Genomic DNA, 25,779 nt, shown 5'->3' with positions numbered 1-25,779 from the left:
CGCTGGCAAGCCAGCTCCCACAGGGATTGTTGGTGGGCATGAGATTGGTGTTCGCCGCCGATGACTTTGACGGAAAACAGGCCGCGGTAGCCGCCCCCGGCCATGAATGGCCGATGGCGGCGGGCCCACGGAGCAGGACCGGAGCGAGGAAACCCTGAGCCCAGGCGAAGGGCCGTACGTCAGGGGCCAAGCCTTTTGGTCCCTTTTCGGCGTTTGGAAAAGGGACTCGCCGTAAGGGCGAAACCATTAGCAGCCGTTACCGCAGGAATGGATATGTACACCCTCAAAACCTATGTCGCCTGAAAAACCGCCATCGCTGGTAAGCCAGCTCCCACAAGGTCCAGGGTGAACCCTGTGGGAACGAACCAGACTCAAGCCAGGCTTTTGCTGACCACTTCAAACACATCACTGGACAGCTGACCCGAAGCGCGAATCCGCTCCAGCTCGCCCTTCATCAACGCCTGGCGAGCGTCGTCATACTTGCGCCAGCGCGTCAGCGGCGCCAGTTGGCGCGAAGCGATCTGCGGGTTGAAGCCGTTCAGCTCGATCACCAGATCGGCGAGGAAGCGATACCCCGAACCATCCGCCGCATGGAAGTTGATCAGGTTCTGCCCGGCAAACGCACCCACCAGCGCCCGCACCTTGTTCGGGTTCTTGAGGTTGAACGCCGGATGCTGCATCAACGCCTTGACCCGCTCCAGGCCGCCCGGCAGGGTGCTGCCCGCCTGAACGCTGAACCACTGGTCCATGACCAACGGGTTGTCCTTGAAGTGCTCGGCAAAACTCGCCAGCGCCCGCGCCTTGTCTTCTTCGAACGACGAGTTGACCAACACCGCCAACGCCGTCAGGCGTTCGGTCATGTTGTCGCTGGTCTCGAACTGCTCAAGCGTCGCCGCCAGGACTTCCGGCTTGCCACTCAACATCAGGTACGACAGCGCAATGTTCTGCAACGCGCGACGGGCAAAGTGCTCGGCTTCGGCCACGTACGGGGTTTGTTTCGACAGATCACGGTTGGCCTGGTAACGCAGCCACAACGCCTCGAACAAACCGTCCGCCAGTTGCTTGCGGGCAAACTCGCGCGCGATGTGAATGGCGTCAACGTCAGCCACTTCACTGATTTCGGTCAGGTACGCCTCGCCCGGCAGCGAGAGCATTTCGGCGACCATCGCCTGATCCAGCGTCTCGTCCGACAACACCGTGCGCAAGGCAGAAACCAGACGCGGATCCATCACCAGCGCCTCGCCCTTCTGCTGCTGGGCAATCAGTTCTTGCAGCACCTGAACCGACAATTGCTGGCCGGCATCCCAGCGATTGAAGCCGTCGCTGTCGTGCTGCATCAGGAACATCAGCTGGTCGCGGTTGTACGGGAAGCTCAGTTTCACCGGCGCCGAGAAACCGCGCAGCAACGAAGGCAAAGGCTGTTCAGCAATGTCGACGAAGGTGAAGGTCTGCTCGGCTTCGGTCACCGAAATCACCCGCGAAGTGCCCTGGGCGCTGGCTTCACCGGAAAGACGCAACGCAATGGCGGCGCCTTTGGAATCCAGCAGGCCCAACTCGACAGGAATCACGAACGGCAGTTTTTCAACCTTGTCCGGGGTTGGTGGGCAGCTCTGGCGGAAGGTCAGGCTGTAGGTTTTCGCGGCGGCGTCGTAGGACTCGCTCACGGCCAATCGCGGCGTACCCGCTTGGCTGTACCAGCGTTTGAACTGGGTCAGGTCGACACCGTTGGCGTCTTCCATGGCTTTGATGAAGTCGTCGCAGGTCACGGCCTGGCCGTCATGGCGTTCGAAGTACAGGTCGCTGCCTTTGCGGAACCCTTCGGCGCCGAGCAAGGTGTGGATCATGCCGACCACTTCCGAGCCCTTTTCGTACACGGTCAGGGTGTAGAAGTTGGAAATCTCGATGAAGCTGTCCGGGCGTACGGCGTGCGCCATGGGACCGGCGTCTTCGGCGAACTGGTGGGTACGAAGGTACGCGACGTCCTGGATGCGTTTCACGGTTGCCGAGTTCATGTCGGCGGAGAAACCGGAATCACGGAACACCGTGAAGCCTTCCTTCAGCGACAACTGGAACCAGTCGCGGCAGGTCACGCGGTTGCCCGACCAGTTGTGGAAGTACTCGTGGGCAACGATCGCTTCGACGCGCTGGTGAGCGGCGTCGGTCGCGGTTTCGGCGCGGGCCAGCACGGCGCTGGAGTTGAAGATGTTGAGGCCCTTGTTCTCCATGGCGCCCATGTTGAAGTCGTTGACCGCAACGATCATGAAGATGTCCAGGTCGTACTCGCGACCATAGACTTCTTCGTCCCAGCGCATCGACTTCTTCAGGCTGTTCATGGCGTGCTGGCACTTGTCGATGTTTTCCGGCTCGACATAGATGCGTAGCGCCACGGAGCGCTCGGTCATGGTGGTGAAGGTGTCTTCGACGCACCACAAATCGCCGGCCACCAGCGCAAACAGGTAGGCAGGCTTCTTGAACGGATCTTCCCAGGTCGCCCAGTGCCGACCGTCTTCACCCGGACCGCTGGCAATCGGGTTGCCGTTGGACAGCAGCACCGGGTAGCTGTGCTGCTCGGCGACCACTGTGGTGGTGAACGTGCTCATCACGTCCGGGCGGTCGAGGTAATAGGTGATCTTGCGGAAGCCTTCGGCTTCGCACTGGGTGCAGAACATCGTGCCGGACTTGTACAGGCCTTCAAGCGCGGTGTTGGTTTCCGGGTGGATCCTGACGCTGGTGTCGACGGTGAACGTGGTGCTGGTCGGCTGCAGGGTCAGGTGATTTTCGGTCAGTTGATAATCAGCCTCGCTCAGCTCACGGTCGGCCAGGGTCACCGACAACAACTCGAGCTGCTGGCCATCGAGTACCAGCGGCGGCAGGCCCGGGCCACGCTCAGGATTGCGGCGCATCACCAGTTGCGCATGGACCAGGCTGTGGTCCTCGAACAACTCGAAGGTCAGGTGCGTCTCGTCGATCAGGTATTCAGGCGCCTGATAGTCCTTCAAATAGATCATCTTCGGTTGTTCGGTGCGCATGCTGGAGTCCTTACTGATGCACGGCGAGCTGATAAGCCGTGTATTTACGAATATTGATCACGCCGGTGTCGAAAATCAGGTACTGGCCCTTGATCCCCAGCAGCGTGCCTTCGGCAATCGGGTTCTTGTCCAGGTTGAAGCTGACGATTTTGGCCGGGTATTGCTCGACCGGATAGCGGATTTCGAGCGGTTCCACGTCGGCAATGGTCTGGATTGCCTGTAGGCCGAATCGTTCCTGCAAACCTTGCAGACCTTCGGCGCAGCGATCAAACAGCTGATCGCGAACCTCGGCCAGGTCCACGGAAACCGCTTCGCCCTTGAGTAAAGCACGCCAGTTGGTCTTGTCGGCCACCTGACTGCGGAACAGGTCTTCGACGAAGCCCGACTGCTGACGAGTCGACACACGCATGATCGGCAACGCCTGACGGGCGCCCTGATCGATCCAGCGGGTCGGCAGCTGGGTGGCGCGGGTAATCCCGACTTTCACCCCGGACGAGTTCGACAGATACACGATGTGATCCGTCATGCAGAACTTCTCGCCCCACTCCGGCTCACGGCACGTACCGGCGTCGTAGTGGCAACGCTCCGGGCTCATGATGCAGATGTCGCACTGGGCCAGTTTGGTCATGCACGGGTAGCAGTAACCCTGGCTGAAACTGGTTTTGGTCTTGCGCCCGCAATGGGAGCAGAAGATCGCCCCCAGGTATTCCAGGCGAACCGTGCTGCCGATCAACGGATTGACCGGCACCTCGACCTCGCCCAGACGAAACGCGTACTGCACGTCGGACCCGTCCAGGCGAGCCGACATTTTACTGATTGCACCGCGGCCAATCTCAATCAATGGATGGCATCCGACTTGAACAGGATATTCGGTACGGTGATCGACTTGGAGCTGCATTCCTGCGGGCCCATGTAGCCCGTGCGCTCTTCTTCCGGCAGGTTCTGGACTTCCCAGGCGATCATCGCTTGCAGCGACAGTTCGCGTTGCTCGGCGGTGAGCTTGCCACCGTCCGACCATTTGCCGATTTCCACCGCCAGTTTCAGGCTCTGGTAGATATCCGGCGTGATGTTTTTGATCATTTCGTTAAAAGAGGACATCAAGGTCTCCGCGCTCTTTGATTCACATACGATTTTGGACGGCCAGTTTACGGCGGTTGTACAAACCGCCCAACAAACCGGTCAAGCATCCGACGAGCAACCCGCCGACGTGGGCGGCGTTGGCAATTTCACCGAAGCCGATCAGCGAGACCAGCCCGGACAGGCACAGCAGCAGCCACACCAGCATCATCACCAGCACGCCGCGCGGCAGGCGATAAGCCCGGTTCGGCGACAGAATCTGGAAGATCCAGCAATGCCCGAGGAGGCCGTACAGCACACCGGACAAGCCGCCAAACAGGGTCGGGCCGCTGAAAACGAACTGGGCGTAATTGGACACCAGGGCGAACAGCAAGGTCAGGCCGATCAGGTTGATGCCGCCTTGGCGCGACTCGATGCGCCGCCCCAGCTCCCAATACCACATGCCATTCATGGCCAGGTGCAGGAAACCGAAGTGGATCAGCATCGGCGTCACCAGACGCCACCACTGCCCGGCCGCCAGGCTGTCGGCCAGTGGCGTGAAATGGATGTACTCGCCGATCACCCGGAAATCGAGGAAGGTGAACCAGTGCATCGTGTCTAGGTTTTCACCCAGCAGCGTCACCGCGCCGACGATCAGGCTGAGCAACAGCACCAGCGCAGTTGCTTTGGCGTGACGCAATTGCTCGACGAAACCGGGACGCTTTCGGGTGGTCGCCACCGGAATGTCCAGTTGCTGATCGGGATCGCCCGCCGGGAAACGCTCGTACAAGGCACGAACGTCTTCACTGATATTGGCGGGCACCCACAGGACCTGCTCGCCCTGCTCTTCGCTGACCCGGTGCGGCACCTGCATGCGTTGCAGCAATTTGACGAAACCGCTCAGATCCACCGCCAGCGGCAGGCGTAATACGGCAACAGCGCTCATCGCAACACCTCGGGCCGTTCCACATCGACCCAGACAAACTTGTGCGGATCGAGCCGGGTTTCCTGGTCCAGGCGATAGGCAACCAGCTTGCCGTAGAGCACTGCGCTGTAATCCAGGCAAGCCAGGTTCGGGCGGATCGGCGCCGGTTTACCGCTGCGCCAATAGTGGCCGACGAACAACAACGGTTCGTCAACGCCATAGCGCAGCAAGGTGTTTTTTTCAGTGGACGACAGCGGCGTTCGGGCCACGGGTTCCGGTAAGGCGTCAGGCTGGAACACGATGTCTCCATAGGTTTGCGGGTCGTCTTCCCAGAACTTGGTGCGGAAGAACGAACGTGTCAGGCCATCGCCGCTGGTCATGGTCAACCCGTGGGGCAGACGCATGTCGGTGCCGCGCAGCAAGCGGTCGAACACGGTGCAGGCAAAACTGCCCGGCACGGCCGACGCCTGGAGGAAATGCTCATCGACGCAGCCATCGGGAAACAGCGCGCGCAACGGCTCGATCAGGCTCGAATCCCAGCAGGCGTGCACCACGCGGAAACGTCCGGCATCCAGAAACAGCGGCAACTCATAGAACCATTGCTGGAAGTCATGCCAGTCGCCGGGGTGATCTTCAAACTGCGTCAGGGTTTCGCCCAGCAGGCGCGCATGACGCGGGGTGTGTTCACGAACGAACTGCTTGCCGCTGCCCGGAGGCGCCGGTGTGCTCCAGCCGAGGGCGTTGAATTCGTGGTTGCCCATGATGCACAGCGCCTGGCCAGCCTCGACCATGTCGTGAACGATGTGCAGCGCCTCGCGAATCCGCGGGCCACGGTCGATGATGTCACCGACAAACACCGCCATGCGCGACGGATGCCGCCAGACACCACCTTGTTTGTGATAACCGAGACGGTCGAGCAAGTGCTCAAGGGTCAGAGCGCAACCGTGCACGTCACCGATCAGGTCGTAACTTCGCGCGGGATCGAGCATCAGTCGCCTCCACCCCCCAACTTGCTGCCCCAGCCGAGCTTGGTCCGGCAGACTTCGTAATAGTTGTGGTCGAGCGGGTGAATCAGCCGCAGCTTCTGCGCTTTCTTGCTGATGGTAATGGTGTCACCCGGCGCGCAGGTGAAGTGGTTCTGCCCGTCACAGGAGACTTGCGGGTAGATCTGCATATCCTTGGACACGACGATTTTCAGCTCACTGTTGCCATCGACCACAATCGGCCTGCCTGACAAGGTATGGGGGTACATGGGCACAATCACAATAGCGTCAAGCTTGGGGTGCATGATCGGGCCACCCGCCGACAGCGCGTAAGCGGTCGAACCGGTCGGGGTGGCGACGATCAGGCCGTCGGCTTTCTGGCTGCAGACGAACTGGCCGTCGATGTACAGCTCGAACTCGATCATCCGCGTCGATTTGCCGGGGTGCAGCACCACATCGTTCAGTGCATCGCCCTGGCCGATCGCCTCGGCGTGGCGCCGGACTTCGGCCTGCAGCAGGAAGCGGTTTTCCACCAGGTAGTGGCCGTCGAGCACTTCGGCGACTTTGACTTCGAGCTCGTCCGGGCGGATATCGGTGAGGAAACCCAGGCTGCCCCGGTTGATGCCGAGCACCGGAATATTGTGCCGGGCCAGTGCGCGCGCGGCGCCGAGCAGGCTGCCGTCACCACCGACCACAATCACCATGTCACAGACTTCACCCAGCATCTTGCGCGACGAAGTTTGCAGGCCATGACCCGGCAGCACTTCGGCGATGGTGTCTTCGAGGATCACGTGCAGGTGACGATCGAGCAGAAACCGTTTCAGTCGGCGGACGGTATCCAGCACCTGTGAACTGCCCAGGCGACCGATGATGCCGATATTACGAAATTGCTCCATGGGGCTCCTGCGGGGGTCTGCGGCGACGAAAAACACGATTATGGGCGAAAGCGCGGGATAGACAAAATCCTTTCAGCCACAAGGGTGTACTCATGTTTAGGGCTATGCTCGCAAGATGATCCTATTTCCCGATTTGCTGCAGTTACCCCACCAGTTGCGTCACCCTGAGGTGCGCGACCTGGCGTGGGTCATCCTCGCGCCGCCGATGCTCGAGGTCACGCCGTGGCCGCAACGCCATCCGCTGGCCGGCAGTGACTGGGTCCAGGCGCCGGAACGGCTGGAACTCTGGTTGCGGCAACTGGATCGCGACAGCTATGACCTGCTGCACTGGCTGGCCCAGGCCCGCACCCGACGCCTGGGTCTGTACTATGAACGGCTGTGGCAATACGCCGTGCGCCATGCGCCGGGCATCGATCTGATTGCCGCCAATATGCCGATCCGCCGCGAGGGCCACACCCTCGGCGAACTGGACATGCTGCTGCGTGATCGCGACGGCGTGCATCACCTGGAACTGGCAATCAAGCTTTACCTCGGCCCGCAAGAGGGCGACGGTCGCAACACGGCGCTATGGCTAGGGCCGGGCTGCCACGATCGGCTGGACCGTAAACTGGCGCACTTGAGCCAGCATCAGCTGCCGATTTCCGCCCGGCCGGAGAGCCGCGAAGTGCTGGCAGCGCTGGACATTCAGCAGTTCAGTGCACATTTGTGGCTGGGCGGGTATTTGTTGTACCCGTGGCCGGGGCAATCAGATTCACCGGACGGCGCGCACCCGCAGCATTTGCGCGGTAGCTGGCTGCATCAAAAGGACTGGAAGGATTTTGTCGCACAGCGTCCTTTCGGGCGCTGGCAACCCCTGCCCCGCCATGCCTGGCTGGCGCCGGCGCATTATCCCGTGGAGCAGACCTGGAACACCGAACAACTGCAGGCGTGGCTCAGCGATCTGGAACCGCTGGCGCCGGCGCAGTTGCTGGTGCGGTTGATCGAGAATGCCGATGGGGATTGGGAGGAAGCGGAGCGGTTGTTTCTGGTGGCGGATCTTTGGCCGAATGTGCCGGGCAGTGGTTGAGATTTGTCGCGTCTGTACCGGCCTCTTCGCGAGCAAGCCCGCTCCCACATTGGATCTTCTTATTGTCACAGATCTAATGTGGGAGCGGGCTTGCTCGCGAAGAGGCCAACCCGGTCTAGACAGACAACCGCACAGCCAACGCCGCCAACGTCACCAGCAACACCGGCACCGTCAACACAATCCCGACCTTGAAGTAATACCCCCAGCCGATCCGGATATTCTTGCGCTGCAGCACATGCAGCCACAACAACGTCGCCAGGCTGCCGATCGGTGTGATTTTCGGCCCCAGGTCACTGCCAATGACGTTGGCGTAGATCATCGCCTCCTTCACCACGCCGGTTGCCTGACTGGCATCGATCGACAGCAGACCAATCAGCACCGTCGGCAGATTGTTCATCATCGACGACAGCAACGCCGTCAGCACACCGGTGCCCATCGCTGCACCCCAGACGCCATAACCGGCAAATCCGTCCAGCCAACCCGCCAGATAGCCAGTGAGCCCGGCGTTGCGCAGTCCATAGACCACCAGATACATGCCCAGCGAGAAAATCACGATCTGCCACGGCGCTTCTTTCATCACCTTGCGCGTGGAAATCTTATGGCCGCGGGCTGCAATGGCCAGCAACAACGCCGCGCACACCGCCGAAATGGCACTGATGGGAATACCCAGCGGTTCCAGCGCAAAACAGCCGAGCAACAGGATCAGCAATACCGCCCAACCCGCGAAAAAGGTCGCCTTGTCGTGGATGGCGCTGGCCGGATGCGCCAGTTGCTCCGGATCGTAATCCTTGGGAATGTCGCGCCGGAAGAACCACATCAATACCGCCAGCGTCGCGGCGACGCTGACCAGATTGACCGGGATCATTACCGCCGCGTAGCGATTGAAGCTGATGTGGAAGAAGTCCGCGGAAACGATGTTCACCAGGTTCGACACCACCAATGGCAGACTGGCCGTGTCGGCGATGAACCCGGCGCCCATCACGAACGCCAGCGTTGCCGCTGGCGAAAAGCGCAACGCCAGCAACATGGAAATCACGATCGGCGTAAGGATCAGCGCCGCGCCGTCATTGGCAAACAGCGCCGACACCAGCGCGCCGAGCAGCACCATGTAGGCAAACAACTTGCGGCCACTGCCTCGCCCCCAACGCGCCACGTGCAGCGCCGCCCAAGCGAAAAAGCCCGCCTCGTCCAGCAACAGACTGATGATGATCAGCGCAACAAAGGTGCCGGTGGCGTTCCAGATGATCTGCCACACCAGCGGAATGTCAGTCAGGTGCACCACCCCGAAAACCAGTGCGAGCACGGCGCCGAATACCGCGCTCCAACCGACACCGAGGCCTTTGGGTTGCCAGATCACGAGGGTGATGGTCAGCAGGAAAATCAACGACGCTATGAGCATGCAAAGCAGCCTTCAAAAGAAATCGGGGGTTAGCAGCAGCGCACTGGGCGATCAGCCATGGCCTGCAATCGGGCGACGTCAGCGGCGAGCCATTCAACGTTGGCGGCCAGCGCTCCCTGCAACAGCGTGATGACCCACGGTGATAGTTGCGGATGCAGGCGATAAAACACCCATTGCCCCTGACGACGATCCGCCAGCAGCCCGTTGCTGCGCAGTTGCGCCAGATGACGAGAGATCTTCGGTTGGCTGAGGTCCAGCCCGGCGGTCAACTCGCACACGCACAATTCGCCTTCGCGGGCGATCAACAGGGCGATGCGACTGCGGGTGTCATCGGCCAGGGCCTTGAAAATATCGACGGGACCATGGGAATCGGACATTAGGGACACGCCTCCAGACAAACGAGGCGTGAAATATATGGAATTTCGAATATTCAGTAAAGCAAAGTTTCCGGGGCTCCCTCTTGTGGCGAGGGAGCCGGGTCCAAAATCAATTCACAACCGAATCACATGCCCCTCCACCGGCGCGACCTGCCCATGAAACAACCGGGAAATAACGCTCTGCGCCGCTTCATAGCCCTCACTCTCAACCACTTCCAGCAACGGATTCTCCACCGCGGTCACTTGTCGATAAAAACGCTGCAAGCCCTCACCAATATGCCGGCTGACACCTTCCGGGCCCCAATCGGCATTGCGCTTGCGGATCTGAATCGGTGCGAAAAAAAACACCGGCTGAGGCCCCTCGATGGCCGTCAGCCGAGCTTCATCGGTACTTTGCGCTGATCCGGCGAAACAGCTGTAAACCAGCTGCCCGGCAAAATGCTGGTGCACCCGGTCACGTAAATCCAGGTCGCCGGAGAAATCCACATAGAGCGTTGGCCGGTCATTGGCCAGGCTCGCCAGTTCTGTGTAGGACACTGTTCGCTCATAACAACCGAGCTTCTCGACAAACGCCTTGTTACCAGCGGATGTCAGCGCCACTCGTTCCAGACCGGACAGATTGTCCAGGCACACCGCCGTGCCGTAGGCGGTTTTGCTTGAAGCACTGGAGAACACCAGTCGAGTCGCGCCGAAGAACTGATTGTCCTGCAGGAAATCCGCCAGCATTGATGAGGTCAGAAACAGCGGCTTGAGCAAAATCTGCAGGTTTTCGGTTTCCGGGCTGTAGTACGAATCCCAACTGCATCGGGTGTATTGATTGTAGGCCGAGGTCAGCGCCTGCCGATGTTGCGCAGCATCATAGAAACCACGCTCAGTGACACGCTCCGGACGCATCCATAGATGGCTGGCAATCGGAAAATAGCCGTAGAAGCGCTCTCCTGCCTTTACGCCCTCAACCGTCGAAGCAATCACATCGGCAAAACCCCAGGCCGGTATGTGGCCCCATTCAGCCAGCCCCGTAGGAAAGAACCCCCAGTAGTTCATCGAATCGCCATACGCGGCGTAAGTAATGTTGTTGGTGGTCAATGCACAGCGGTCGATCTTCAGGATCACCTCCCCGTCAGCCGGAATCAGACTCCGCTGCTCCTGTTCGATTCGACTCTGGTCGAGGTCGTTTTTGCGGGTGATCAGCCGTGTTACCGTGCTCGGACTTTGCATCTTTCCAACTCCTGCTGCGAGTGAATGGCGGGTAGCACCAGAGTAGTGGCAGCCGATGAAGAGCGGGTTCGGAAACTCCAGGGGCAGCGTCCCCACCCTCAATCCCCGTGCAAAACCGTTGAAACGGCCGAGTCAGGCCCGGGCGATTTTCACCGTCGAGGCGATTTACGAGGCGTTTGTTCGGATTTGGCTGCGCGACGGCTGGTCGGGGTTGACCACTCGCGAAGTGGCGCTGGAAGCAGGTGTTGCGATCGGCACGCTGTACGACTATTTCCCGAGCAAGGAAGCCCTGCTGTCGGGGTACATCCGACATTGGCTGGAAACCTTGATACAAAACCTGGATGAACACGTCGTACGCGCAAACGATCTGGCCTGGCCAGCCCGAATCAAACGCCTGGTACGCCTGACGTGCGACCCGAGCGGTGCCGGGCAGCCACTGTTCAATCATGAAGTGCTGGCTTTGGAATACCAGATCGCCGAATCCAAACATCACCGACGGGTGTTCCAGGAGTTATCGCAAAAATGGCGCGAGGCCTTTGCAGCCTGTAGCGACCTGCCCACCCAGCCGTCAGAAACAACCATCGACGCCTGGGTGATCATGGCTTGGGGCGGACGTCGTTATTGCGTTACCGCACAAGCGGCGGCGGAGCAATCCGCCGCATGGCTGTCGGAAATGGAAATGATGATCTGTAGCCGACTACTAAAAGCCTTGTAGGAGCGAGGCTTGCCCGCGAAGGGGCCGTCACATTCAGTATCTATGGTGGATGTGACGCCGCTTTCGCGGGCAAGTCGGATCGCCGCACCGCACGCTCCTACAGGGGATTGCGGGTTTGTCAGACTTTCTTGTGCTGCTCGACCCACTGCCCATAGGCATCAATGAATTTCTGCAAGAACGGCTTGACCGTCTCGGACAACTTACCCGCCTCATCGAAGGCCGAACCGGCGCCGCTCAGGTACGCTTCCGGCTGCTGCATGCACGGCACATCGAGAAATACCATCGACTGGCGCAGATGGTGGTTGGCGCCAAACCCGCCGATCGCCCCCGGTGAAACGCTGATCACCGCTCCCGGCTTGCCACCCCAGGCGCTCTTGCCGTAGGGCCGCGAACCGACATCGATCGCATTCTTAAGAGGCGCCGGTACCGAACGGTTGTATTCCGGGGTGACGAACAGCAACGCGTCGGATGAACTCACTTGTTGCCGGAAAGTGCTGTAGGCTGCCGGCGGTGAAGCACCATCGATGTCTTCGTTGTACAGCGGCAAGTCGCCAATTTCGATGATGTTCAGCTTGAGATTCGCAGGCGCCAGATCGGCCAGGGCCAATGCCACCTTGCGATTGATCGATTCCTTTCTCAAGCTGCCGACCAGAACGGCGATCGTATAGACGTTGCTCATGGAAGATTCTCGACTGTCCGATGGAAGAGCTTGTAGTTATAGATGACGAATCACACAGCGGACGACCGAAAATGCCGTCCCTGACTATTTTTTTCCTGTAGGAAAACTTACCTCGCCCAACCACGGTCTACAGAACCGCAAATTGAGTGATTTATCTCCAGAGGTTCTAAGCAGATGGCAGCAGTACTCGTCGGTCAGTTCCATGCAAGAGACGCGGAAGGCCGTGTCTATTCCGTGCATGAGTTCCAGGAATCCACCCCGTCGGCAGACGGTCTCGCCGGCTCCGAGCCTGTCACCACTTACAAGCTGGCCATTGGCGATCGCGTAAGGAAACTCGATGACAACCAGTTTTTGCTGGTGCAATCGGATGTGACCATCGTGCGCGAACCCGACACCTATGTCGGCAACCTGCCGGAAACCAACGTCGCCTCATAACCTCGCGTTATGAGCAGAAGTCTTATGCGCGGACTTGGGTTAGGATTCAGCCACTGACTCCCCCACCTGCTGAACATGGACTTCACGCATGCGTTTACGTCATATCGAAGTGATACACGCGCTTCTGCAGACCGGTCACCTGGGCACCGCCGCCGAATGGTTGCAGCTGCCAGTGGCCGAGGTCGAAAGCATTCTGCGTGACGCTGAGAGTCAGTTGGGCTTCATGTTGTTTTCCAGCGTGCGTGGACGCTTGCAGGCCACGCGCGAGGCGCGGGAGTTACAGGTCGAAATCGCCCACGTCTATGAGGCGCTCGAACCGGTGCAGCGCCTGGCCAGCAGCCTCAGGCAGTATCAGGCCCCGCCCCTTCGCATCATTTGCACGCCGCCTCTGGCTCAACAGTTGTTGCCCCAGAGCATTGCGGCCCTGCGCCGGCGTCTGCCCGACGTGCCTTGCAGCCTGTTGAGCCAACCCACCCGCGACATCGTCCGAAGCCTGCTGCTGCGCGAAAGCGATCTGGGCCTGAGCCTGCACGACCCCGATCACGCGGACATTCATTGCCAGGTCATTGCCCAGGGCAAATTGCAACTGTTGGCGCCCCACGGCTGGCTGCAACCGAAGCAGAAGTACATTTCGCTGCAAGACCTCGCGGGCCAGTCGATGGTCGGCCTGGAAGGTCACGATCCGCTGAGCCCGGTGCTCGACAACAAATTGCACGGGCTGCGCCCTGCCCCCGTCGTCCACACCCGGGTTCAGACGCACCAGATGATGCGCAGCATGGTCGAGGCCGGTGAAGGCCTGGCGATTGTCGACCCGTTCACCGCACTCGGGGCCAAATCCGCAGGTCTGGATGCCTGCCCGCTGGCGCCCGCCGTACCGATCAGCGTCTACGCCCTGACCCTGAAGAACGGCGAGCCTTCCCCGGCCGCTCAGGCCTTGCTGGATATCGTCACGGAACAAGCCGTGGCGATGTTGGCGAGCTGATCGGGTTTTCCAGCGGGTTATCGAACAATCGATACCAGAACAAGGCGATCTCGGCGGTATTGGGGTCGATGCCGCGATAGCGCAGATGATCGACGCCGCCAATCACATACCCGCAACGCTCATAGAGCCGGCAGGCCCCCAGGTTGTTGTTCTGGGTTTCGAGCATGATGCCCGGCAGTTTCTTCTTGCGGCTCCAGAACTGCGCCACATCCAGCAGCGCCTTGGCCACGCCATGTCGCCGGGCCGGCGCATGCACCGCCAGCTCGTCGATGTGGGCAAAGCCGTTCCAGTTGGTGCTGACCACCAGGTGACCCACCGGCTCATCGTCGAGATAAGCCATAAAAATCGCACTGTCGGCGGCATCGCGGAAACTGCTGAATTCCTCGGGATCAATGCCGTAGCACTTGCGGTAAGGGGTGATCGGCGTCACCGGCCATTGCTCCACCGGTTTACCGATTTCGGCGGCGCCATAGGCGGCGACTTCAAAACTGAAATCACTGCCCCAGATATAAGCGGCGAAACCCTCGTCGGCAACGCGCACCGACAGCCCTGGGTATTTCGGATTCATGACCGGTTGCATACTGGGAAAGGTCCTCATTCCTTGATGCAATCGACGGTGTAATGCCGCCCATTGCCCTCGTCTTCGTGTTGCAAGCCGTGCACATCGGCGACGAACCCCGGGAAACTGCTGTCGAACGTGCGGGCAAACGCCAGGTAATCGATGATCGAGCGGGTCGACTCGGTAAAGCGTTCGCCGGGCATGATCAACGGGATCCCCGGCGGGTACGGCACCAGCATCACCGCAGCGATGCGGCCGTCCAGCGCATCGATCGACACTGCCTCCACTTCGCCACGCACCAGTTGATCATAGGCGTCGGCCGGCTTCATGGCGATTTCCGGCAGCACCGTGTACATGCGCTTGAGATGTTTGGCCGTGGCATTGCTGCGGTAACAGGCATGCAGTTGATCGCACAGATCATGCAAGCCCATCCCCTTGTAACGCGCGCCGTCCTGCTGCGCCACGCACGGCAGACAGGTCGACAGGCTGACATTGGCGTCATAGCTGCGCTTGAATTCCAGTAACTCGGTCAACAGCGTGCTCCATTTGCCCTTGGTGATCCCCATGGAAAACAGCACCAGGAATGAATACAAACCCGTCTTCTCGACCACCAGCCCGCGCTCCCACAGGAACTTGCTGACCACCGCCGCCGGAATCCCGCGCTCGCTCAACGCTCCGCCCGCCGTCAGGCCCGGCATCACCAGGGTGACCTTGACCGGATCGAGCAGCACATAGTCGTCGGTCACGCCACCAAACCCGTGCCAGTCGGCATCGGGCTGCAATAACCAGTTTTCAGTGATGACGCGCTCGATGCCTTCCACCGACGGCGGTTGCCAGATCGAAAACCACCAGTCGTCGGCAGCAATGTGCTGTCGCAGATTCGCCAGCGCCCGACGGAAACTCAAGGCTTCATCGAACATTTCTTGTAACAGGGAACGACCGGCCGGGCCTTCCATCATGGCCGATGCCACGTCCAGCGACGCAATGATGCTGTACTGCGGCGAGGTGGAGATGTGCATCATGAACGCTTCGTTGAAACGGTCGCGGTCCAGCTGCCGCGCGCCACCGTCCTGGACATGAATCATCGAAGCCTGACTGAACGCCGCCAACAGTTTGTGCGTGGAATGGGTGGTGAACACCAGCGGGCTGTCATCGCTGCGGGAAGTGCCCATGCCGTAACGCCCGGCGAAGAACTCGTGAAATGCCGCGTAGGCATACCAGGCCTCATCGAAATGCAGCACTTCGACGCTGTTGCCCAGGCTTTGCTTGATCAGCTCGGCGTTGTAACAGAGTCCGTCGTAAGTGGAATTGGTCACCACCGCCAGTTTGACCTTGGGTGCGCGCCCCTTGGTCAGCGGGCTGGCGTCGATCTTGGCCTGGATCGACTCGCGGCTGAATTCGCTCAGCGGAATCGGGCCGATGATCCCCAGTTCGTTGCGCTCCGGGCACAGGTACAGCGGAATCGCGCCGGTCATGATGATCGAGTGCAACACCGACTTGTGGCAATTGCGGTCCACCAGCACTAGGTCATCGCGAGCAACCATGGAATGCCAGACGATCTTGTTGGCGGTCGAGGTGCCGTTGATCACGAAAAAAGTGTGATCGGCGCCGAAGTTGCGCGCCGCCCGCGCCTCAGCCTCGGCCAGCGGGCCGGTGTGATCGAGCAGCGAACCCAGTTCGGGCACCGACACCGACAAATCCGAACGCAGGGTGTTTTCCCCGAAAAACTGATGGAACGCCTGCCCCACCGGGCTCTTGTGATACGCCACGCCGCCGCCATGCCCGGGCGTGTGCCAGGAATAATTGGAGTCGGCGGTGTGTTGCACCAAAGCCTTGAAGAACGGTGGCAGCAGGCCATCCAGGTATTTACGCGCGGCTCGGGCAACCTGCCGCGCCAGAAACGGCACGGTGTCTTCGAACAGATAAAGAATGCCGCGCAATTGATTGAGCTCGTCCATGGCGTCGGCCGGGGCGTTTTCCAGCGTCACTTGTTCGCCCAGGGCGAAGATCGGCAAGTCCGGCGCACGCACCCGCGCCAGGCTGATCAATTCGGCCATGTTCTGCAACAGATGAGAGTTGGCGCTGGGGTCTTCGGCGGCGATCAACATGCACGAGAGACCATGATGGGTCGACGCGACCAGTCGCCCTTCGGCGTAATCCACTGCCGAGACAATGCTGAAACCTTCCTGCTCCAGCTCCCGGGCGATGCCACGCACGCGATCACCGGCGACGGTGTCGGCCTTGATATCGCGGTGGACGATCAGGACCGGGAATTTCAAATCTTTGTACATGGGGCTCAGTGTCCTGAGGCGGCAGGCCTTGGCCTGCCAATACCCTCAGGGTAGAGGGTTGAGGCGGATGTGGCGAATGTAATGCCCCGAAGCAGGTCAGAGAGTGCACCATCATGTGGCCAGCAACCTAAACGCTCAGTGAGATTACCTGTGGCGAGGGAGCAAGCTCACTCGATACAAAAGCCCTTTCAACTCGTCGACGGTTTCAGGCCTGAGCTTCAGCCTCGGCGAGCTGCACCCACAGTGCCGGGGCGCCAGCAGATTTGGCGATGGCTTCCATCCGCGCCACATGCCGGGCGAGGTCGTCTTCGCTGGCACGAATGATCCGCGTCGGCTGACGGTCGGCCGGCAAGCGGCGGATTTCGGTGGCGGAGTTGTCGGCACCTTCGCCGGAGCCATTGCCGTCGGACGCGTTACCGGCCAGCGACAGGCTGGTCTGGCCGCCGGTCATGGTCAGGTAAACGTCGGCGAGAATCTCGGAGTCGAGCAAGGCGCCGTGAAGTTCACGGCCGGAGTTGTCGACGCCATAACGTTTGCACAAGGCGTCGAGGCTGTTGCGCTGCCCCGGGTGACGTTCCCGGGCCATCATCAGGGTGTCGAGGATCGAGCAGTGTTGCGTGATGTCAGCACGATCGTGCTGACCCATCAGGGCGAATTCGTTGTTGATGAAACCAACGTCGAACGCCGCGTTATGGATGATCAGCTGCGCGCCCTTGATGAATTCGAAAAACTCATCGGCCACTTCAGTGAAGCGCGGCTTGCCCACCAGGAATTCGTTGGTGATGCCGTGGACGCCGATGGCGCCTTCATCACTTTCGCGGTCCGGTTGCAGGTAAACGTGAAAGTGCCGGCCCGTCAGGCGCCGACCGATCAACTCGACACAACCGATTTCGATAATCCGGTGGCCGTCGGTCACCGGCATGCCGGTGGTTTCGGTATCGAGTACAACGGATCTGGTGGCCATCAGTGCTCAGCTCTCAACGGGTCAATCGTGCAAAAGCGGCGATGTTAACACGCTCATGGGATCTGCAGCGCACACAGGCAAATGACTGACGCTCATGCAGTTTTTAACAATCATTAGCAATGTTCATAAAGCCTGGCGAACAACCGCTTGATAGCGTGCGCCCCTTGATTCCCAAGGGTTTGAAATGTCATGAAGAGTGCACAGCTTCTTGTGTTGAGTACCTGCTTGTTGAGCTCGGGCGCTCAGGCCACCAGTTTTGTCATCAGCACGGATATCACGCTGAGCCTGACCTTGAGTTCGTCCAAGGGCACCAGCGGATCATTCAAGGATGACAAAATCGTGCTAGCCGCCAAGGATGACGCGGCAGCGTTTGTGGCAAGCGAAGGGGAAATCCGCGGGGCGCGGATTGAAGCGGCATTTGAGCGGATTCGCGGTGCAATAGCCGAAAAGTACTCAGACCAACAACTGGCTGCCGCGATTTTGATGCTGTGATTTCCAACGGTATACCGCGTTATCGTTCTTCGCGAGCAAGCCCGCTCCCACATTAAATTGTGGGTGTAACCACATTTTGATTTCACTCGAGATCGAAGGTGGGAGCGGGCTTGCTCGCGAAGAACGATAACGCGGTGCGTCGGTAGAAACCGATTCAGGCCTGCTTGTACCCGCGCACTTCATCCACGCCACGGTTAGCCAACTGGTCGGCCCGTTCGTTGCCGTGATGGCCAATATGCCCGCGCACCCATTTCCAGGTGACGTTGTGACGGTTGACCTGTTCATCCAGCAGCTTCCACAGGTCTGCGTTTTTCACCGGCTCTTTCGCCGCCGTTTTCCAGCCGCGCTTCTTCCAGTTGTCCATCCACTCGTTGATGCCTTTCATCACGTACTGGGAGTCGGTCACCAGCAGCACGTCGCAGGAACGCTTGAGCTCTTCCAGCCCGCGGATCGCGCCCATCAGTTCCATGCGGTTGTTGGTGGTATTGGCTTCGCCGCCCCAGAGTTCTTTTTCAACGCCCTTGCACACCAGCAATGCGCCCCAGCCGCCAGGACCGGGATTGCCCTTGCAGGCGCCGTCGGTGAAGAGTTCTACGCTATCGCTCATGCCAATCTATCCAGAAAATGCGGTGGCTCGCCGATCAGCGATCGACGATGCCCGAGGCCGGGACAAACCCGGCCGGGAATAAAAACAGGTATTACGGTTCGATATTGCGTCGGTTGACCTTGGCCATCGGCAAGGGAATCAGCTTGCCCATCGGTTCGCGACGTTCCTGACGAAGCGGACGCAGGCCCACCACAATCTTGCGCGCCACCAATAAATAGAAGCCGCCGCCAGACAATTGCCAGTCACCGGCCTTGCGCTCCCAACCGGCCAGACGGGCTTGCCAGGCGGGGGACGCAAGCGGCGGACGATAGCATCCGAAGCGGCGTTTCTCCAGCGCGAAGCCCAACAGGTTCAGCCAGTCACCGACCCGTGACGGAGAAATGCAACGGGCCTTGCGCAAGGCGTCATGGGCGAACACGTGACGCAAACCCCAGGTGCTCCAGGGGTTGATTCCGACAATCAGCAAATGCCCGCCGGGGCGCACGCTGCTTGCAGCTTCCCGCAGCAAACCGTGAGGAGACAGGCAGAAATCCAGACCATGCTGCAGCACCACCACATCGGCGGCATGCTCGCTCAACGGCCAGGCTTGTTCCTCACAGACGATTTCGACACCCGGCAACGGCGCGCCGAGCCGCACATTGCGCTGGACTTGCGGTGCCGACGGCGGTGTCTCGGCCGAAGGACCGTAATGCACCAGATAGCCACCAAAGAAGCGTCCCAACTCGTCATCGAGCATGCGGCGCTCTTCGTCCAGCAGAAATTGTCCGAGGGGGCCGGACAGCCATTCACGGGCTGCGCTGATCAAGGCCAGCCAGTCAGGATCAGCCTGAGCGAACGCTTTATCGGTCATTGCATTCTCCAACGCGCCAGGAAGTTCTAAGATGCGCCATTGTTTTCAGCTTGGCGAATCCGACGATGATACAGATCACAGCCCTGCCCGCCTTCACCGACAACTACATCTGGTTGTTACAAGACCCCGAAACCCGGCGCTGCGCCGTGGTCGATCCGGGCGATGCCGCGCCGGTGCAGGCTTGGCTTGCCGCCCATCCGGGCTGGGTGCTGAGTGACATTCTGATCACTCACCATCATCACGACCATGTCGGCGGCGTCGAACAACTGAAAAAAGCGACAGACGCGAAGGTCTACGGACCGGCCAGCGAAACCATCCCGGCGCGGGAAGTCGCGCTCAAGGATAACGATCGCATCAACGTGCTGGGTTGGGACTTCGATGTAATCGAAGTTCCGGGCCATACCCTGGGGCACATCGCCTTCTACCACTTGGGAACGCTGTTTTGCGGTGACACCCTGTTCGCCGCCGGTTGCGGGCGCCTGTTCGAAGGTACGCCCGAGCAAATGCACACGTCGCTGACGCGCCTCGCCTCTCTTCCCGAGGATACGCGGGTCTATTGCGCCCATGAATACACCTTGAGCAATCTGCGCTTCGCCGCAGCGGTCGAACCCGGCAACCCACACACCGCCGAACGCCTGGCCAAAGTCACCGAACAACGGGAAGCCGGAATCATCACGCTGCCCTCTACGCTGGGCCTTGAAAAGCAGACAAACCCGTTTTTGCGCACCGGCGAAACATCCGTTAAAGAAAAAGTGGACGAACGGAACGGCGTCCATAACCGGGCTCCCAGTGCGGTTTTTGCTGCCTTGCGTGCTTGGAAAGATACGTTCTAAACCGCTTTGCCGTTGGAACGAAAAATCTGAATGGTTGACCGCAGGGGGTGCGCTTTCTAGAATCGCCCGACATTTTTGCCCGGAACTTACTTCCAGCCAATGTCGTCATCTATTCGTAAAGCCATCAATTCAGACGCATTGACCCGCTTGGCTCAAGCCATAGCGGTGGCTGTGTCCGCCACATTGGCGGGCTGTTCCAGCCATGTGCCGCAGACCGACGCGGCCCACACTCCCAATATCGCCGCTCGAGCCAAACAGAAGCCTATCTGGCTCAGCGAAAAGCCGACCCCGCAAATTCCACAGGACGTCTGGGAGCGCATGCGCCAGGGCTTCCAGCTGCAGGAAGGCCTGGGCGTCAACCCGCGCATCGAACAACAGCGCCTGTGGTTCGCCAGCAATCCTTCTTTCCTCGAAAACGCTGGCGAACGCGGCAGCCTGTACATCCATTACATCGTCGAACGCCTTGAAGAACGCAACATGCCGCTGGAGCTGGCGCTGCTGCCAGTGATTGAAAGCGCCTACAACCCGATGGCCTATTCCCGGGCCGATGCGGTGGGCTTGTGGCAATTCATTCCGTCCACCGGGCGTTACTTCAACCTGCGTCAGACCCGTTTCTATGATGGCCGTCGCGATATCACCGCCTCGACCACCGCGGCCATGGATTACCTGACCCGCCTGCACGACATGTTCAACGGCGACTGGCTGCTGGCCCTGGCGGCCTACAACGCCGGTGAAGGTACGGTCAGCCGGGCCATCGAGCGCAACGAAAGGCTCGGCCTGCCCACCGATTACTGGAACCTGCCGCTGCCGGCCGAAACCCAGGCCTATGTGCCGAAGCTGCTGGCCTTGTCGCAAGTGGTGCTGGCGCCGGAAGCCTACGGCGTGAACCTCAACCCGATCGCCAACGAACCGTACTTCCAGGTCGTCGAAATCAACCAGCGCATGGACCTGTCCAAGGTCGCTGCGGTGGCCAATATTGACGAAGACGAACTGTTCCAGCTCAACCCGGCCTTCAAGCAGCGCACGACCATCGACGGTCCTCAGCATTTGCTGGTGCCGACGTCCAAGGCGCAGCTGCTGACCGCCAGCCTGTCGACCATGCGTCCTGAAGAATTGATCAGCAAGAAGCCGCTCAAACCGGTTTTCGAAGGGGTAGACGATGCCCAGCTGGCCACCTTGAAACGCGCCTACCGGGTTAAACGTGGCGACAACCTCGGCACCATCGCCAAGGCCAACAAGGTCGAGGTCAAGGACCTGCAACGCTGGAACAAGCTGACCGGCAAGGACTTGAAGGTTGGCCAGACGCTGGTGATGCAGGACAAGGCCAAGCGCAGCGACGGACGCATCAACACCGTCGTGGCAGCCAATGCCAAGACGAAGAGCAAAAAGCCGCAGACCCAATACAAGGTCCAGCAAGGTGATTCGCTGTACATCGTGGCCAAGCGTTTCAACGTTGAAATGCAACACCTCAAACGCTGGAATCCGCGTGTCGGCCAAGCGCTGAAGCCGGGGCAGATGCTGACGGTTGCTTCGCCACACTAATAAAGAGCCCCTGACTTCAGGGGCTTTTTTTTGCTTGATGGTTGAGAACTTTTTGTGACGAGGGGGCTTGCCCCCTCGCCACAGGTTCGCGTTTTCAGCCCTGTCGCATTTGCAATTAACCCTGCATTAAATCCCCATCTTTTTCCTGTCCATACAAGCTGTTACTGTACGGCCCACAAAGCCCAAGCCGCCTGGATCGGATCTCTGACTTGAAGCGTCCCCTCCTCCTGTTCCTGATCAGCCTGGCCTTGAGCTCCCCCGCAAGCGCGACGATCAGCGAAAGCCATGGTTATGCGCAGTTCGGCACACTCAAGTACCCGGCCAGATTTACCCACTTCGACTGGGTCAACCCGCAAGCGCCCAAGGGCGGTACGTTGCGGGTGATGGCGTTTGGCACCTTCGATACGCTCAACCCGTACACATTCAAGGGCTCGAGCCCGGTCTCCACCGCGAATTTCCTGCAATACGGCATCAATGAGCTGAACGAACCGCTGATGGTCGGCACAGGCCAATACGCACCGTCCGGCGACGAGCCGACGTCCAGTTATGGCTTGATCGCCCAATCGGTGGAATACAGCGAAGACCGCAGCTGGGTGGTGTTCAACCTGCGCCCCGAAGCACGATTTCACGATGGCACGCCGATCACCGCGTACGACGTTGCGTTCTCCTACCGATTGCTCCTCAAGGAAGGCCATCCGCAATACCGCACCAATCTTCAGGAAGTGTTGCGGGTGGACGTGCTCAACCCGCAGCGCATTCGTTTTGTTTTCAAGCGCGCGGGCAATCCGCTGCTGATCCTGCGCCTGGGCGAGTTGCCGGTGCTGCCGCAGCATTACTGGAAAGGTCGCGACTTCAAGGCCACCACCTTCGAGCCGCCGCTGGGCAGCGGCCCCTATCGCATCACCTCGGTCACGCCCGGGCGCCAGATCGTGTTCGAACGGGTCAAGGATTACTGGGGCAAAGACCTGCCGGTCAATCGCGGCAAGTACAATGTCGACCGCATGGAAGTCGAGTTCTACCGCGACAGTGACGTCGCGTTCGAAGCCTTCAAGGCCGGCGAGTTCGATATCTATATCGAGCATCAGGCGAAGAACTGGCAAAACGGTTACAACTTCCCGGCCGTGCGACGGGGCGACGTCATCAAGGCGCAAATCCCGCATCAGATCCCGACCCAGAGCCAGGGCCTGTTCATGAACACCCGGCGACCGGCCTACTCCGACGCCAGGGTCCGTGAAGCGCTGGGGTTGATGTTCGACTTCGAGTGGACCAATCGCACGCTGTTCAGCGGCGCCTACAAACGCGCCATGAGTTATTACCCCAACAGCGAGTTCTCGGCCACCGGTCTTCCGGTCGGGCATGAATGGCTGATACTCAAGCCCTACCGCGAGCAATTGCCCGCCAAGCTGCTTACAGAGCCGTTCAGCCTGCCGCAGACCCAAGGGCGCGGCATTCCAAGGGAAACCATGCGCAAGGCCCTGAGCCTGCTCGCCGAAGCCGGCTGGAAGCTCGACGGCCAACACGTACAGAACGCGGCCGGACAATCGCTGCGCCTGGAAATCCTGCTGGTCAACCCGAACCTGGAACGCATCCTCCAGCCTTATGTCGAGAACCTCGCCAGTATCGGCATCGACGCCCGGCTGCGCACGGTAGACCGCGCCCAGTACAAACAGCGCCTCGACCAGTTCGATTTCGACATGATCCTGATGACCCTCAACCAGACCCTCAGCCCTGGCCTTGAGCAATGGCAGTATTTCCATTCCAGCCAGGTCGGGGTCAAGGGCAGCAAGAATTACGCGGGCATCGCCAACCCGGTGGTCGATCATTTACTTGAACAATTGCTCGCCGCCCAGACCCGCGATGAACAGGTGGCCGCCGGCAAAGCCCTGGACCGCGTGCTGTTGTGGCAGCACTACATCATTCCCAACTGGTACCTCAATTATCACCGCCTGGCTTACCGCAACCGGTTCGCCTTTGTCACCACGCCGCCTTACACCCTGGGCCTGAGCGCGTGGTGGCTGAAGTCTTCGGAGAAAGATCGATGAAACCCGTACGTGCCCTGCTCCTGCAGGCCAGCGGCCTGTTGTTCGCCGGGCTGGCTTGCGCCGCCCCGCAACACGCCCTGACCTTGTATAACGAGCCGCCGAAATACCCGGCCGACTTCAAGCATTTCGACTACGTGAACCCGGATGCGCCCAAGGGCGGGATCTTTCGTCAGGCCGGATTCGGTGGCTTCGACAGCCTCAACCCGTTCATCAGCAAAGGCGTGTCCGCCGGCGACATCGAACTGATCTACGACACCCTGGCCAAACAGGGCCTGGATGAACCGTTCACCGAATACGGCCTGGTCGCCGGCAAAATCGAAAAGGCCCCGGACAACAGCTGGGTGCGTTTCTACCTGCGCCCCGAAGCGCGCTTCCACGACGGTCACCCGATTCGTGCCGAAGATGTGGTGTTCAGCTTCCAGACCCTGATCAAGGACGGTGCGCCGCTGTATCGCGGCTACTACAACGACGTCGCCGAAGTGGTCGCCGAAGACCCGCTCACCGTGCTTTTCAAATTCAAGCACAACAACAACCGCGAACTGCCGCTGATCCTCGGCCAGTTGCCGGTACTGCCCAAACACTGGTGGGCGACCCGGGATTTCAACAAGGGCAACCTGGAAATTCCGTTGGGCAGCGGTCCTTACAAGGTCAGCGAGGTGAAGGCCGGGCGCTCGATTCGCTACGAGCGGGTCAAGGATTACTGGGGCAAGGACCTGCCGGCCAACCGCGGGTTCTACAACTTCGACGTGATGACCACCGATTATTACCGTGACAACACCGTGGCCCTGGAAGCGCTCAAGGCCGGTCAGTTCGATTTCTGGCTGGAAATGAGCGCGAAGAACTGGGCCAACGCCTACAACATCCCGGCGGTCACCGAAGGTCGGCTGAACAAGGAACAGATCCCCAACGGCAACCCGACCGGCATGCAGGGTTTTGTGTTCAACCTGCGCCGCCCGGTGTTCCAGGACGTGCGCGTGCGCCAGGCGCTGACGTTGCTGCTGGACTTCGAATGGACCAACAAGCAACTGTTCAACGGCGCCTATGTGCGCACTCGCAGTTACTTCGAAAACTCGGAAATGGCCGCCACTGGCTTACCCGATGCCGATCAGCTGGCCATTCTCGACCCGTTCCGCGGCAAGATCCCTGAGCAAGTGTTCACGGAGGCTTTCCAGAACCCGGTGACCGACGCCAGCGGCATGATCCGCACGCAGCAGCGCAAGGCCTATCAACTGCTGCAAGAGGCCGGCTGGCGGATCGTCGACGACAAAATGGTCGACGCCAACGGCAAGCCGGTGACCATCGAATTCCTGCTGGCCCAGACCGAATTCGAACGGGTGCTGCTGCCGTTCAAGCGCAACCTCAGCGATCTGGGCATTGACCTGGTGATCCGTCGGGTCGACGTCTCGCAGTACATCAACCGCGTGCGCTCACGGGATTTCGACATGATCGTCGGCAGCTTCCCGCAATCCAACTCGCCGGGTAATGAACAGCGTGAATTCTGGATGTCTGCCGCCGCCGACAAACCCGGCAGCCGCAACTCCATGGGTTTGAAAGACCCGGTGGTGGACCAGCTGGTCGAGCAATTGATCAACGCTGAGTCGCGCAAAAGTCTGGTGGCCCACGCCCGCGCGCTGGACCGCGTGCTGCAATGGGGCTATTACGTGATCCCCAACTGGCACATCAAGACCTGGCGCGTGGCTTACTGGAACCACATCGGCCATCCGAAAACATCGCCCCGGTACGACATCGGCACGACCACCTGGTGGATCAAGCCAAACGTGACACCGGCGATAGAAGTCGAAACCAAACTGCAAGCCGACCCTGCGGGCACGGAGTAAC

General features: G+C 60.0%; 24 protein-coding genes. 9 read left to right on the top strand and 15 right to left on the bottom strand.

What is annotated here, in order from left to right; all coding sequences use genetic code 11:
• Positions 1-371 precede the first annotated feature (371 nt).
• Genes pepN through J2Y86_RS02155 form a run of 6 tightly spaced genes read right to left on the bottom strand, consistent with a single transcriptional unit; the run spans position 372 to position 6,889 of the window.
• A complete protein-coding gene (pepN, locus tag J2Y86_RS02180; RefSeq protein ID WP_253427771.1) occupies positions 372-3,029 on the bottom strand; it encodes an aminopeptidase N in 2,658 nt (885 codons plus the stop codon).
• A 10-nt stretch (positions 3,030-3,039) separates the two neighbouring features.
• Positions 3,040-3,870 (bottom strand): DUF2797 domain-containing protein, encoded by an 831-nt coding sequence (locus J2Y86_RS02175; protein WP_253427770.1) that lies wholly within the window; start codon positions 3,868-3,870, stop codon positions 3,040-3,042.
• Entirely contained in the window at positions 3,867-4,127 is a 261-nt protein-coding gene (locus J2Y86_RS02170; RefSeq protein WP_253427769.1) for a YeaC family protein, read from the bottom strand. Before J2Y86_RS02170 ends, J2Y86_RS02175 begins: the two co-directional genes overlap by 4 nt.
• A 22-nt stretch (positions 4,128-4,149) precedes the next feature.
• A complete protein-coding gene (locus J2Y86_RS02165) occupies positions 4,150-5,031 on the bottom strand; it encodes a rhomboid family intramembrane serine protease (RefSeq protein WP_253427768.1) in 882 nt (293 codons plus the stop codon).
• Positions 5,028-6,002, bottom strand: coding sequence for a metallophosphoesterase (locus J2Y86_RS02160; protein WP_253440080.1), 975 nt, complete (start codon positions 6,000-6,002; stop codon positions 5,028-5,030). Before J2Y86_RS02160 ends, J2Y86_RS02165 begins: the two co-directional genes overlap by 4 nt.
• Positions 5,999-6,889 carry an NAD(+) kinase gene (locus J2Y86_RS02155; protein WP_007906781.1) on the bottom strand — a complete coding sequence of 297 codons (891 nt, stop codon included), beginning with the start codon at positions 6,887-6,889 and terminating at the stop codon, positions 5,999-6,001. The genes J2Y86_RS02160 and J2Y86_RS02155 overlap by 4 nt, the downstream gene beginning before the upstream one ends.
• Before the next feature lie 115 nt (positions 6,890-7,004).
• Here J2Y86_RS02155 and J2Y86_RS02150 point away from each other — a divergent pair, with 115 nt between their 5' ends.
• Positions 7,005-7,955: a DUF1853 family protein gene (locus J2Y86_RS02150; protein ID WP_253427767.1), complete on the top strand. Its 951-nt coding sequence runs from the start codon at positions 7,005-7,007 to the stop codon at positions 7,953-7,955.
• 115 nt (positions 7,956-8,070) lie between these two features.
• Here the strand turns inward: J2Y86_RS02150 and J2Y86_RS02145 are convergent, their stop codons facing one another.
• The 3 genes from J2Y86_RS02145 to J2Y86_RS02135 form a co-directional block, all read right to left on the bottom strand.
• Positions 8,071-9,354, bottom strand: a complete 1,284-nt coding sequence (locus tag J2Y86_RS02145) for an arsenic transporter (RefSeq protein ID WP_253427766.1) — start codon at positions 9,352-9,354, stop codon at positions 8,071-8,073.
• A gap of 29 nt (positions 9,355-9,383) precedes the next feature.
• Positions 9,384-9,731, bottom strand: a complete 348-nt coding sequence (locus J2Y86_RS02140; protein ID WP_253427764.1) for a metalloregulator ArsR/SmtB family transcription factor — start codon at positions 9,729-9,731, stop codon at positions 9,384-9,386.
• 114 nt (positions 9,732-9,845) lie between these two features.
• Positions 9,846-10,949: a DUF2855 family protein gene (locus tag J2Y86_RS02135; protein WP_253427762.1), complete on the bottom strand. Its 1,104-nt coding sequence runs from the start codon at positions 10,947-10,949 to the stop codon at positions 9,846-9,848.
• Positions 10,950-11,004: 55 nt separating this feature from the next.
• On the opposite strand from J2Y86_RS02135, the gene J2Y86_RS02130 reads away from it, so the two are divergent.
• The gene (locus J2Y86_RS02130) at positions 11,005-11,664 is read left to right on the top strand and encodes a TetR/AcrR family transcriptional regulator (RefSeq protein ID WP_253427760.1); all 660 of its coding nucleotides are present in this window, start codon (positions 11,005-11,007) and stop codon (positions 11,662-11,664) included.
• Between the two features lie 118 nt (positions 11,665-11,782).
• Here the strand turns inward: J2Y86_RS02130 and J2Y86_RS02125 are convergent, their stop codons facing one another.
• On the bottom strand, positions 11,783-12,343 hold the full coding sequence (locus tag J2Y86_RS02125; RefSeq protein WP_253427758.1) for an NADPH-dependent FMN reductase: 561 nt from the start codon (positions 12,341-12,343) through the stop codon (positions 11,783-11,785).
• Positions 12,344-12,517: 174 nt separating this feature from the next.
• On the opposite strand from J2Y86_RS02125, the gene J2Y86_RS02120 reads away from it, so the two are divergent.
• Both J2Y86_RS02120 and J2Y86_RS02115 read left to right on the top strand, forming a co-directional pair.
• Positions 12,518-12,778: a hypothetical protein gene (locus J2Y86_RS02120; RefSeq protein WP_253427756.1), complete on the top strand. Its 261-nt coding sequence runs from the start codon at positions 12,518-12,520 to the stop codon at positions 12,776-12,778.
• A gap of 88 nt (positions 12,779-12,866) precedes the next feature.
• Positions 12,867-13,760, top strand: coding sequence for a LysR family transcriptional regulator (locus J2Y86_RS02115; RefSeq protein WP_253427755.1), 894 nt, complete (start codon positions 12,867-12,869; stop codon positions 13,758-13,760).
• On the opposite strand, the gene J2Y86_RS02110 is transcribed toward J2Y86_RS02115, so the two are convergent.
• The 3 genes from J2Y86_RS02110 to dnaQ form a co-directional block, all read right to left on the bottom strand.
• Positions 13,726-14,340, bottom strand: coding sequence for a GNAT family N-acetyltransferase (locus tag J2Y86_RS02110; protein WP_253427754.1), 615 nt, complete (start codon positions 14,338-14,340; stop codon positions 13,726-13,728). The two genes, J2Y86_RS02115 and J2Y86_RS02110, sit on opposite strands and share 35 nt — an antisense overlap.
• Before the next feature lie 14 nt (positions 14,341-14,354).
• On the bottom strand, positions 14,355-16,610 hold the full coding sequence (locus J2Y86_RS02105; protein ID WP_253427753.1) for an Orn/Lys/Arg decarboxylase N-terminal domain-containing protein: 2,256 nt from the start codon (positions 16,608-16,610) through the stop codon (positions 14,355-14,357).
• 205 nt (positions 16,611-16,815) lie between these two features.
• Entirely contained in the window at positions 16,816-17,574 is a 759-nt protein-coding gene (dnaQ, locus tag J2Y86_RS02100; RefSeq protein ID WP_214383761.1) for a DNA polymerase III subunit epsilon, read from the bottom strand.
• Positions 17,575-17,763: 189 nt separating this feature from the next.
• On the opposite strand from dnaQ, the gene J2Y86_RS02095 reads away from it, so the two are divergent.
• Positions 17,764-18,066, top strand: a complete 303-nt coding sequence (locus J2Y86_RS02095; RefSeq protein ID WP_253427752.1) for a DUF2388 domain-containing protein — start codon at positions 17,764-17,766, stop codon at positions 18,064-18,066.
• A gap of 154 nt (positions 18,067-18,220) precedes the next feature.
• On the opposite strand, the gene rnhA is transcribed toward J2Y86_RS02095, so the two are convergent.
• Together rnhA and J2Y86_RS02085 are read right to left on the bottom strand one after the other, a co-directional pair.
• The gene (gene rnhA / locus J2Y86_RS02090; RefSeq protein WP_008028618.1) at positions 18,221-18,673 is read right to left on the bottom strand and encodes a ribonuclease HI; all 453 of its coding nucleotides are present in this window, start codon (positions 18,671-18,673) and stop codon (positions 18,221-18,223) included.
• A gap of 91 nt (positions 18,674-18,764) precedes the next feature.
• Complete coding sequence (locus J2Y86_RS02085) at positions 18,765-19,523, bottom strand: methyltransferase domain-containing protein (protein ID WP_253427750.1); 759 nt, start codon at positions 19,521-19,523, stop codon at positions 18,765-18,767.
• Between the two features lie 65 nt (positions 19,524-19,588).
• Here J2Y86_RS02085 and gloB point away from each other — a divergent pair, with 65 nt between their 5' ends.
• The 4 genes from gloB (at position 19,589) to J2Y86_RS02065 (ending at position 25,778) form a co-directional block, all read left to right on the top strand.
• Positions 19,589-20,356, top strand: coding sequence for a hydroxyacylglutathione hydrolase (gene gloB, locus J2Y86_RS02080; protein ID WP_253440077.1), 768 nt, complete (start codon positions 19,589-19,591; stop codon positions 20,354-20,356).
• Between the two features lie 99 nt (positions 20,357-20,455).
• Complete coding sequence (locus J2Y86_RS02075) at positions 20,456-21,898, top strand: transglycosylase SLT domain-containing protein (RefSeq protein WP_253427748.1); 1,443 nt, start codon at positions 20,456-20,458, stop codon at positions 21,896-21,898.
• A 209-nt stretch (positions 21,899-22,107) separates the two neighbouring features.
• On the top strand, positions 22,108-23,940 hold the full coding sequence (locus J2Y86_RS02070; RefSeq protein ID WP_253427746.1) for an extracellular solute-binding protein: 1,833 nt from the start codon (positions 22,108-22,110) through the stop codon (positions 23,938-23,940).
• On the top strand, positions 23,937-25,778 hold the full coding sequence (locus J2Y86_RS02065) for an extracellular solute-binding protein (RefSeq protein WP_253427744.1): 1,842 nt from the start codon (positions 23,937-23,939) through the stop codon (positions 25,776-25,778). The genes J2Y86_RS02070 and J2Y86_RS02065 overlap by 4 nt, the downstream gene beginning before the upstream one ends.
• Position 25,779 lies beyond the last annotated feature (1 nt).

Origin of the sequence: Pseudomonas migulae (genome assembly GCF_024169315.1) — a bacterium.
GTDB lineage: Bacteria > Pseudomonadota > Gammaproteobacteria > Pseudomonadales > Pseudomonadaceae > Aquipseudomonas > Aquipseudomonas migulae_B.
This window is presented reverse-complemented; position numbering and strand designations above follow the sequence as displayed.